General features: G+C 61.7%; 11 protein-coding genes. All 11 read right to left on the reverse strand.

Translation table 11 applies throughout. From position 1 onward, the window contains the following. Nucleotides 1–106 precede the first annotated feature (106 nt). The 11 genes from ruvB to ACH2EI_RS09795 all read right to left on the reverse strand — a co-directional run bounded on the left by ruvB (nucleotide 107) and on the right by ACH2EI_RS09795 (nucleotide 9,094). Complete coding sequence (gene ruvB, locus ACH2EI_RS09745; RefSeq protein WP_395159848.1) at nucleotides 107–1,144, reverse strand: Holliday junction branch migration DNA helicase RuvB; 1,038 nt, start codon at nucleotides 1,142–1,144, stop codon at nucleotides 107–109. Between the two features lie 19 nt (nucleotides 1,145–1,163). Further along, complete coding sequence (gene ruvA / locus ACH2EI_RS09750; RefSeq protein WP_395151769.1) at nucleotides 1,164–1,751, reverse strand: Holliday junction branch migration protein RuvA; 588 nt, start codon at nucleotides 1,749–1,751, stop codon at nucleotides 1,164–1,166. Continuing rightward, nucleotides 1,748–2,338 (reverse strand): crossover junction endodeoxyribonuclease RuvC, encoded by a 591-nt coding sequence (gene ruvC / locus ACH2EI_RS09755; RefSeq protein WP_395151771.1) that lies wholly within the window; start codon nucleotides 2,336–2,338, stop codon nucleotides 1,748–1,750. Before ruvC ends, ruvA begins: the two co-directional genes overlap by 4 nt. A gap of 114 nt (nucleotides 2,339–2,452) precedes the next feature. Next, nucleotides 2,453–2,908 (reverse strand): peroxiredoxin, encoded by a 456-nt coding sequence (locus tag ACH2EI_RS09760; protein WP_395151773.1) that lies wholly within the window; start codon nucleotides 2,906–2,908, stop codon nucleotides 2,453–2,455. A 22-nt stretch (nucleotides 2,909–2,930) separates the two neighbouring features. Beyond that, nucleotides 2,931–3,680 (reverse strand): YebC/PmpR family DNA-binding transcriptional regulator, encoded by a 750-nt coding sequence (locus tag ACH2EI_RS09765; RefSeq protein ID WP_395151775.1) that lies wholly within the window; start codon nucleotides 3,678–3,680, stop codon nucleotides 2,931–2,933. A gap of 71 nt (nucleotides 3,681–3,751) precedes the next feature. Continuing rightward, nucleotides 3,752–4,330, reverse strand: a complete 579-nt coding sequence (gene pdxT, locus ACH2EI_RS09770) for a pyridoxal 5'-phosphate synthase glutaminase subunit PdxT (RefSeq protein WP_395151777.1) — start codon at nucleotides 4,328–4,330, stop codon at nucleotides 3,752–3,754. Continuing rightward, nucleotides 4,324–5,208, reverse strand: a complete 885-nt coding sequence (pdxS, locus tag ACH2EI_RS09775) for a pyridoxal 5'-phosphate synthase lyase subunit PdxS (RefSeq protein WP_395151779.1) — start codon at nucleotides 5,206–5,208, stop codon at nucleotides 4,324–4,326. Before pdxS ends, pdxT begins: the two co-directional genes overlap by 7 nt. Before the next feature lie 103 nt (nucleotides 5,209–5,311). Continuing rightward, the gene (locus ACH2EI_RS09780; RefSeq protein WP_395151781.1) at nucleotides 5,312–6,415 is read right to left on the reverse strand and encodes a DUF3048 domain-containing protein; all 1,104 of its coding nucleotides are present in this window, start codon (nucleotides 6,413–6,415) and stop codon (nucleotides 5,312–5,314) included. After that, nucleotides 6,415–7,320, reverse strand: a complete 906-nt coding sequence (locus ACH2EI_RS09785) for a M48 family metallopeptidase (protein ID WP_395151783.1) — start codon at nucleotides 7,318–7,320, stop codon at nucleotides 6,415–6,417. The genes ACH2EI_RS09780 and ACH2EI_RS09785 overlap by 1 nt, the downstream gene beginning before the upstream one ends. Nucleotides 7,321–7,345: 25 nt before the next feature. Further along, on the reverse strand, nucleotides 7,346–7,900 hold the full coding sequence (locus ACH2EI_RS09790) for a LemA family protein (protein ID WP_395151785.1): 555 nt from the start codon (nucleotides 7,898–7,900) through the stop codon (nucleotides 7,346–7,348). An 81-nt stretch (nucleotides 7,901–7,981) separates the two neighbouring features. Next, nucleotides 7,982–9,094 carry a glycosyltransferase family 4 protein gene (locus ACH2EI_RS09795; RefSeq protein ID WP_395159850.1) on the reverse strand — a complete coding sequence of 371 codons (1,113 nt, stop codon included), beginning with the start codon at nucleotides 9,092–9,094 and terminating at the stop codon, nucleotides 7,982–7,984. Nucleotides 9,095–9,323 lie beyond the last annotated feature (229 nt).

Genomic DNA, 9,323 nt, shown 5'->3' on the forward strand with positions numbered 1-9,323 from the left:
ATTGACTCGGGATCAGAACGTTCGAGGCCAAGGAAGCATGGACCCGAGTTGGCCTCCGCCAACGAGCGGTGAGGGGTGACGCCGGGATCGGACGTTCTGGACCGAGTCAACTGAAGAGGGAGCCGTTGGTGACTTTGGGGGGTGCGGCGATACCGATGTGGTCGTATGCGGCGGCGAGTGCGACGCGGCCACGAGGGGTGCGGGCGATCATCCCCTGCGTGATGAGGAACGGCTCGTACACGTCTTCGACGGTCTCGGGCTGCTCGCCGATGCTGATTGCCAGGGTGGACAAGCCAACGGGCCCGCCGGTGAATTGACCGCAGAGCGCAGTGAGTAGCGCCCTGTCGACCTTGTCGAGGCCGCGGTTGTCGACGCCGAACAGCTTCAAGCCAGCCTCGGCCACTTCGGCGGTGATCACCCCGTCGGCACGCACCTCGGCGAAGTCACGAACACGGCGCAGTAGGCGGTTGGCAATACGCGGTGTGCCGCGGGAGCGGCGGGCGATCTCAAACGCCCCCTTGGAATCGATTTCGATCTCGAAGATGCCGGCAGCGCGTTCGACGATTGCCTGCAGTTCGACGTGGTCGTAGTAGTCGAGCCGGGCAACGAGGCCGAACCGGTCGCGCAGCGGACCGGTGATCATGCCGGTCCGGGTGGTGGCACCCACGAGCGTGAATGGCGGCATCGTGAGCCGAATACTCGATGCTGCTGGGCCCTTACCGACGACGATGTCGAGCTGGAAATCTTCCATCGCCGGATAGAGAATCTCTTCGACGGCACGGCTGAGTCGGTGGATCTCGTCGATGAACAGCACGTCGCCGTCTTCGAGCTTCGTCAAGATTGCTGCCAGGTCACCGGCACGTTCGAGCGCAGGGCCTGACGTGACGTGGATCTGGGTGCCCATTTCGGTGGCGACGATGCTGGCCAACGTGGTTTTGCCAAGGCCGGGCGGGCCAGCGAACAAGAGGTGGTCAACGGCTTGCGCGCGACGGCGAGCAGCCTCCATGACGATCTTCAGGTGTTCTTTGAGTTCACCCTGGCCAACAAACTCGTCGAGCGCACGGGGCCGAATACCGGCTTCAAGTTCTTCCTCGTCGACATTTTCCGAGTGCCCGACGCCGGGGTCGAGGAATTCGTCACGCATGAGAGCACACCTTGGTTCGTCAGTTCTTCGACAGCGTCTTCAGCGCGTCACGCAACAGGGTGGCAGAGTCGGCACCACTCGGAAGTTCACGGAGCACCTCACGGATCTCTTCGGTGCCGTAACCCAGGCCAGCCAGCGCTTCGCGCACATCGGCGACACTCGACCCGCCGCCGCTGGCAACCGTGGAGCCGCCGTCGAGGATGTCGAGGGACAAGCGATTCTTGAGTTCGACAATGAGCCGTTCGGCAGTCTTCTTGCCGACTTTGGGGACCAGTTGGAGCGCTGCGATGTCGTTGGTCGCCACGATGTCGATCAGCGACGCAGCGGGGTGTGTGGCCAAGATTGACATCGCCATTGCTGGGCCGACACCGTGCGTTGCAAGGAGCACCTGGAACGTTGCCTTGTCTTCTTTCGATGTGAATCCGAAGAGCGTCTGCGTATCTTCACGAATATGGTGATGAATCCGCAGAAATGTGGTGCTGCCTGGCTCGAGTTCGGGGATCACCCGTTGCGAGACGGTCACGATGTAGCCAATACCGGCTACCTCAAGCAGCACGGTGCCGTCGAGATTGCGTTCGAGTATTTCGCCGCGTAACGAACCGATCATCGAACACCTCCGACCGGCGGCAGGTTCTTACGACTGCGGACGCTGTCACCGTTGAGATGACGAACTTGACGCCCGATTGGCGACATAGCCAGGTGGCAGAGCGCGATGGCGGCTGCGTCAGCAGCATCGGCCGGCTGCGGCAACGACGACAGCCTGAGCCGCTGTTGCACCATTCTCTGCACCTGTTCCTTCCCGGCACCGCCCCATCCGGCAACGGCATCTTTGACCTGATTGGGCGTGTACTGCAGCACTTCACACCCCGCAAGCGCCGCCTCGGCGAGGGCGAGGCCACTTGCCTGGCCGACGCTCATTGCGGTGCGCACGTTGTTCTGAAAGAACACCTGCTCAACCGCAACAACATCGGGTTGGAACTCAGCGATCAGGGCCGTGAACTCGGTACGCAGCTCACCGAGCCGCTGCGGCAGCGGATCGGACGGCGACGTCCGAATGACCCCCATCGACACCGCAACGGCAGCATTGGGGCCGCGACCATCAATCACGGCGAAGCCGCAACGGGTCAGACCCGGGTCGATCCCAAGGACACGTGAAGTCACGCCGCGTACGGCGTCGACGCTATTGGCGAACACAGGTTCGTACTCTAGTCGGTCGACCGATCAGATCAGGTGATCCTCGAAGACCTCGGCTGCACCCGCGACACCGACCCGTTTGGGAACGGTGAGCGATCAGCGAAATTTGCGAAATCAGCGAGAAAGCTTCTCGAGTTCCGCAACGAGTTCTTTGACCGGCCGGAACGTGAGCCCAGCTATTGCCCGGTGGGCATAGCGAACAATTCCAGTGCTGTCGATGATGAACACGCTGCGCCGCGGAAACCCAATAGGTCCAAGCGTGCCGTACAGACCGGCAACGTCCTTGTCAACATCGGCCAGCAGCGGGAACGTGAAGCCGTGCTTGTTGGCGAAGCCTTCGTGGCTCGACACGTCTTGCGCCGAGATTCCAATGACTTGCGCGTTCATCTCAGTGAATTGCTTGATGTCTCTGTTGTAGCTGTTGAGCTGCTTCGTGCACACGGGCGTGTCGTCACCCGGATAGAAGACGAGGACCACCGGCTGGCCGGCAAAGTCGATGAGCGAGTAGTCCTGGCCACCAGTGCCGGGCAGGGTGAAATCGGGTGCTGTGTCGCCGACAGAGATGCTCACGACGACACGTCCAGACGACAGATCATTCTGCGGCCTGCTCCATGAGTTCATCGCTCATGTCGAAGTTTGAGAAGACGTCTTGCACGTCGTCGTTGTCTTCGAGCGCCTCCATCACTGAGAGGATGCCCTTCGCGTCTTTCACGTCGGTGACTTCGACGAGATTCTCGGCCAACATCGGTGAGTCGGCCGACTGCACAGTGAAACCAGCAGCTTCGAGGCTCGCCTTGATGTCGAACACCGGCGACGGATCAGAGACGACCTGGAAGTCGTCGCCAGAACGCGTCATATCTTCGGCACCGGCTTCGAGTGCCGCCATCATCAGTTCGTCTTCGTCGACGCCTTCACCTTCAATGATGATGACGCCCTTACGGGAAAACTGCCAACCAACTGCGCCTGGTTCGGCCATGGAACCGCCGAGCTTGCTAAAGATTTGGCGGATGTCGGCCCCTGACCGGTTGCGGTTGTCGGTCAGCACGTCGATCATCAGCGCAACACCACCGGGCGCGTAGCCCTCGTACATGATGCTCTCGTACGCGGCGCCGTCGGCATCGCCCGTTCCACGCTTGATCGCACGATCGATCGCGTCGTTCGTCATCTGCGCGCCCTTGGCCTTTTGGACCGCAGTACGCAACGTGGGATTCATATCCACGTCACCGCCGCCCTTGGCTGCGACTTCGATCTGGCGGGCCAGCTTGTTGAAGAGCTTGCCGCGCTTGGCGTCAGTGGCGCCCTTTTTGTGCTTGATCGTTGCCCATTTGGAATGGCCGGACATGTCGGTTCTCTCTCTGCCAGAGCGATGGACTCGGCGGGTTGATCGTCAGGTGTCGTTTTGTTGTTCGGTCGTCACAACGTTGTGATGAACGCTTCGTGTAGTCGAGTGTCATCCGTGAGTTCGGGATGGAACGATGCCACCGTACAACGTCCGCTGCGGGCGAGAACGGGAATGTCGTTGTGAACGGCGAGCACTTCGACATCGGGACCGACTCGCTCGACGTACGGAGCTCGGATGAACACTGCATGGAAGCCGTTCGTCAGCCCGTCGACAGCGATATCAGTCTCGAAGCTGTCGAGCTGGCGGCCGTAGCCGTTGCGGCGGACTGTCATGTCGATCAACGAGAAGCCTCGCTGGTCAGGTCGGCCGTCGAGTACCTCGGTCGCGCACAGAATCATTCCGGCGCATGTGCCGAAGACCCCCATGCCGTCGGCCAGCCGCTCGCCGATCGGATCGCGCAGCCCGCTCGTGTCGAGCAACATCGACATCGTCGTGCTCTCGCCACCGGGCAGGACAAGCGCGTCAATACCAGCGAGTTGCTGGGGTGTTTTGACGAGTGGCGCATGAACACCAAGTGCCATGAGCCTTTGCTGGTGCGTTGTGAAGGCGCCCTGCAAAGCGAGGACGCCGACGACGGGGCCTGCTACCAACCGCGTTCGGCGTACTTGACGCTGATCTCGTCCATGCCGATGCCAGTCATCGGGGCACCGATGCCACGGCTAACCTTGGCAAGGATGTCAGCATCCATGTAGTGCGTCGTCGCTTCGACGATCGCCTTGGCACGCGGCGACGGGTTGTCGGACTTGAAGATGCCCGAACCGACGAACACTGCGTCGGCACCCAACTGCATGGCGAGTGCAGCGTCTGCCGGGGTGGCGAGGCCACCAGCACAAAACAGGGGAACGGGCAGCTTGCCGGTTTTGGCGATCTCTTGAATCAGCGACAGCGGCGCCTGCAGCTGCTTGGCCCAACCAAAAAGTTCGGCTTCGTCGGCCTGTGTGATGCGCTTCATGTCGCCGATGATCGATCGAAGGTGACGCACGGCTTCGACGACGTTGCCGGTGCCGGCTTCGCCCTTCGAGCGGATCATCGCTGCGCCTTCGGAGATGCGCCGGAGCGCCTCGCCGAGGTTGGTGGCGCCGCACACGAACGGCACGTCGAAGGCCATCTTGTCGATGTGGTAGGCCTCGTCGGCCGGGGTGAGTACTTCGGATTCGTCAATGAAGTCAACGCCGAGCGACTGGAGAATTTGTGCCTCGACGAAATGTCCAATGCGCGCCTTGGCCATAACTGGGATCGAGCAGACCTCCTGGATACCGATGATCATCTCGGGGTCAGACATGCGGGCGACGCCGCCGTCGCGACGGATGTCGGCTGGCACGCGCTCGAGTGCCATCACGGCAACTGCACCAGCATCTTCAGCGATCTTGGCCTGCTCAGGATTGACGACGTCCATGATGACGCCGCCCTTCATCATTTCTGCCAAGCCCCGCTTGACGGGGAATGTTCCAGTGTTCTCAGCGCTCATGGAGACCAGCGTACTTTCACTGGGCCGATTCGTGCCTGATCGTTTGTCGCATTCTCCGGGGTATCGCTGGTACCCGTGTGAGAACGCCCCTGCAGCGGCGTAACTATTCGATCGTGATGTCGGCCTGGTCGCCTGGCGAACCCACTTCGACGAGTTCGATCCAGGTCTGACCAGGCGTCAGCTTGATTGGATTTCCGTTGTCGTCAGTCAGGACGAAGTTGTAGACCGCGAGCTCTTTCTGCCAGCGCCCGGTGATGACCTCACCATTACTGAACACGGACGCTTGACCTTCGCCCAGCGTGACTGCCTCGGGAGCATTCGAATCGATGGAACTCTGGCGGTAGTCGACGGCGAGCACAATGACGTTCTGTGCGCCGATCTGACCGTAGGTCTTGTCGACATGCTTCTCGCCCTCTTGCGTACGCTCGTAGCGCCCTTCGTTGGCGTTCCAGTCCCACACGATGTCGATACTGCCAATCGCGAACGACACTCTCTTGGCGACGTCGCCCGCAAAAACCTTGCCGTCGTCGAGGAACTCAAACTGGCGGGTCGGTGCACCGGGAGAATCTTCCGGCGTCAACGCGAAGAGGGACGCCGTGTCGGAGTAGAGGTTGTGCGGAGCACTTCCCGGGCCTCGGTAGTAGCTGCCGGGGTTCGAAGGTGCGCCGACGTCGACGAGGAACGAAGACCGGATCAGTCGCGTGACGCCCTGGTTGCCGCCACTCCAACCGAAGAGCGGTTCGTTCAGCGAACTCAGGAGGTTGACATCCTGTTCGCGGCCCGATCGGATCGGGCCGACCGGGTCGGCATCCTGGGAGTGGAACACCGCGGCGAAGCGAGTGAGGCTGCCCTCGACCTTTTCTTCAAAGACGACATCGGCAATGGCGAGGCCGGAGTGGTTGCGGCGGGCGGGCGGGGCGTTGTCGATCTTGACGGCCAGTGCGGGCCGATCGGGGATGTCGGCTTCGCTCGCAACGGGCACACCAGTCAGCGGCTGACGCAACACGTCTGGAGCAAGCGTGGTGCTGGGCACCGGCATGGTGCTCGTGGTACCTGATGGCATGGTGCTCGTGGTCGTTGTTTCTAAGACAGCATTCGTCGTGCTCGTCACCGTGGTGATCGCGACTTCAGGGGAGCTTCCGCCGCTACATGCGACGGCAACGAGGGCCAGCGCCGCGGCGCCGGCCAGATACTTCGAGTTGGTCATCAGAGTTCTCTCAGGAGTGCTATTCGTTCGTCAAGCGGCGGGTGCGTGTCGAACATTTTGTGGATACCACCGAGCTTGCCATTGTCCCCGACTCCGCTCATCGGCTGCTCGATCCACAAGTGTGCCGTAGCCATTGAAGCGCTGTGCGTCACTGTGGTGTCTTCCTTCAGCTTTTCCAGCGCCGAGATCAGGCCCGGCGGATACCGAGTCAGCTGACACGCTGTGACGTCGGCAAGCGTCTCGCGGCGCCGCGAGATCGCAGCCTGCATGGCTTTGGCGATCAGCGGCGACAGGATCAGCAGAGCGAAACCAGCGAAGGCCAGCGGGTTCGTACCGTTTGAGCGGTCTCCGGAACGTGACACACGCCCACCGTTCCACCACATCAGGCGAATGGCTCCATCGGCGAGGAGGGCGACCGCTCCGACCATCGTGACCGCGAGCGTCGAAACGAGGATGTCGTAGTTCTTGATGTGGCCGAGTTCGTGTGCGACGACTCCCTCGAGTTCGACGCGATTGAGCTTTTCGAGGAGACCGCTCGTTACTGCGATCGCGGCGTGTTCAGGGTTGCGGCCTGTTGCGAAGGCGTTCGGTGCCGGGTCGTGGATGACATACACGCCAGGCTTCGGCAGGCCTGCAGCGATACAGAGCCCCTCGACGATGTTGTGGAGCCTTTGGTATTCGATTTCCGAGGCCGGCTCGGCTCGGCTGATTTTCAGCGCGATTTTGTCGGCTCGCCAGTACGAGTAGAAGGCAACACTGGCGCTGAAGGCCAGCGCAACGAGTGTGAAGGCAATGCCATTGCCGACGAGCGCGCCAATGGCGGCGCCGATGAGCGCGATGAAGAGCATGAAGCACGCGACGAGCGCGACGCTGCGGCGTTTGTTCGATCGAATCAGTTCAAACATGAGGTGATGTACTGCAGTCGACTGATCAGAACTCGATGGACGGAACTGTCCGGGCGGCCTCTTCGGCCTGGAAATACTCACGACGATCGAACTTCATTGCCTTGGCAAAGAACACGGTCGGGAACTGCTCGAGCTTGTTGTTGTAATCGAGCACGCTGTCGTTGTAGAACTGTCGGGAATAGGCGACACGGCCTTCGGTCGCGGTCAGTTCTTCTTGCAGTTGCAGGAAGTTCTGGTTGGCCTTCAGGTCGGGGTACGCCTCACCAAGTGCGAAGAGCTTTCCGAGCGCACCAGTCAGCATGTTGTTGGCGCCGGCTTGGCCATCAGGGGTATCGGGTGCGGCGATCGCTGCATTCCTGGCGCTAATCACCCCTTCGAGAGTCTCACGCTCGTGCGCGGCGTAGCCCTTGACAGTGTCGACGAGGTTGGGGATCAAATCGAGGCGTCGCTTGAGCTGCACATCGATCTGGGACCAAGCGTTCTCGATTTGATTGCGACGACGAATCAGCCCGTTGTAGGCACCGATCACCAACGCAAGGACCAAGACAGCGGTGACGATGACGATGACAAGGATGACCATGCGCGCAGTGTACGACCGATCGATGCGCCGGAAGTGGGATTCCCCACCGGCCATTCCCCAAGACCAACCGCTCTCAGACGGTCAGGCAATCAGGTCGCGGTAGATCCTGATGTAGTGATCGACCAGCGTCGACATCGAGAAGTCGAGTGCCCGAAGTGATCCGTTCGCTCGGAGGCGCTCGGTCAAATCGTCGTCGTCGAGCGCGCGCTGGATGGAAGCCGCCAGTGCTCCCGCGTCACCTGGTTCGACGAGCAGCGCGTCCTGCTCGTGAGTGGCGACATTTCGGTATCCGTCCAATGCGCTGGCGACCACGGTCGTCCCGGCTGCCATTGATTCGATGAGTACAACGCCGAACGATTCGCCACCGAGTGAAGGCGCACAGAACACGTCGGCGCCACGGAGCCGGGCAATCTTGTCCTCGTCCGTGACACGACCAAGCCAGTGGATACGGGGTTCTCCTTTGGTTCGGGCTTGGAGCGCTGCAGTGTCTGGCCCCTCCCCCGCAATCCACAGGTCGACGTCGTCTCCGAGTTGCTCGAATGCATCGATCAGGACCCGCAGACCCTTGCGATCTTCGTGACGCCCGCAGAAGAAAACGCTGGGTCGGTCGTACTGGTGCGGCTCGAACGCTTGCATCTCTTTGATGTTGACGCCGTTGAACAACACCTCGTAGTCGCCGCCGAGGTGCGACTGCACCAGTGCGAGGGCGTCTTTTGACACGACGACTTTGTGGTCGATGCGCTTGATGATCCGGCTGAGCGCGCGGTTCAAGAGTCGGTAGCTGGTCGACGAACCTGCCGCGTGGAACGTCGCAACGATCGGCGCAGGATGGAACAGGACTGATGTGAGCGTCGGCCCTGGCGCCAACGGTTCGTGGACGTGGATGACGTCGAAGGCCTCGTCGGTGAGTGCACGCATCGTGCGCAATGCCGCTGGCGGGTCGGGCGCGAGCGGAGCGATCGAACCGTTGGCCGCGAGCCGCAATGAGTTGCCGAGCGGAGTGACGAAGCTCTCGGGTGGCGGCCCATCGCAGGGGCCGAGCACTCGTGCCTCGTGCCCCCGGGCCCGCAACTCTCTGGCGAGCGCCAGCACCTGCATCTGCACGCCGCCCGGGATGGTGAGGCTGTACGGGCACACGATCCCGATGCGCATCAGCGGCGCATCGCCAGCATCGGTGTCGTCGGTGCTCCTCACCGCGGCATGTCTAGCTGACTGAGGCCCACCATTCCGACATCTGACGAGCCTGCCCGGTCAGAGCGGACGTGGGCTGCTCGTCCCGGCCGGGTACGGCGAGGCCTGATGGCCCACGCTCCGAGCGGCGCTCTATCTGGGGTGATGTTCGTAGCCGGGGTCGCTGGGCCAGTTGGGTTGGAACAGGTGCCATTGCGACGGGGCGCGCCGGATCAGGACTTCCAGTTCCTGA

The sequence above is a fragment of the Ilumatobacter sp. genome (assembly GCF_041688325.1).
Lineage (GTDB): Bacteria > Actinomycetota > Acidimicrobiia > Acidimicrobiales > Ilumatobacteraceae > Ilumatobacter_A.

Coding starts and splice junctions, on each gene's coding strand:
- ACH2EI_RS09765 (WP_395151775.1), bottom strand. CDS start 3,680: ATGTCCGGCCATTCCAAATGGGCAACGATCAAGCACAAAAAGGGCGCC.
- pdxS (WP_395151779.1), bottom strand. CDS start 5,208: ATGAGCGCTGAGAACACTGGAACATTCCCCGTCAAGCGGGGCTTGGCA.
- ruvA (WP_395151769.1), bottom strand. CDS start 1,751: ATGATCGGTTCGTTACGCGGCGAAATACTCGAACGCAATCTCGACGGC.
- ACH2EI_RS09780 (WP_395151781.1), bottom strand. CDS start 6,415: ATGACCAACTCGAAGTATCTGGCCGGCGCCGCGGCGCTGGCCCTCGTT.
- ruvB (WP_395159848.1), bottom strand. CDS start 1,144: ATGCGTGACGAATTCCTCGACCCCGGCGTCGGGCACTCGGAAAATGTC.
- ACH2EI_RS09785 (WP_395151783.1), bottom strand. CDS start 7,320: ATGTTTGAACTGATTCGATCGAACAAACGCCGCAGCGTCGCGCTCGTC.
- ACH2EI_RS09790 (WP_395151785.1), bottom strand. CDS start 7,900: ATGGTCATCCTTGTCATCGTCATCGTCACCGCTGTCTTGGTCCTTGCG.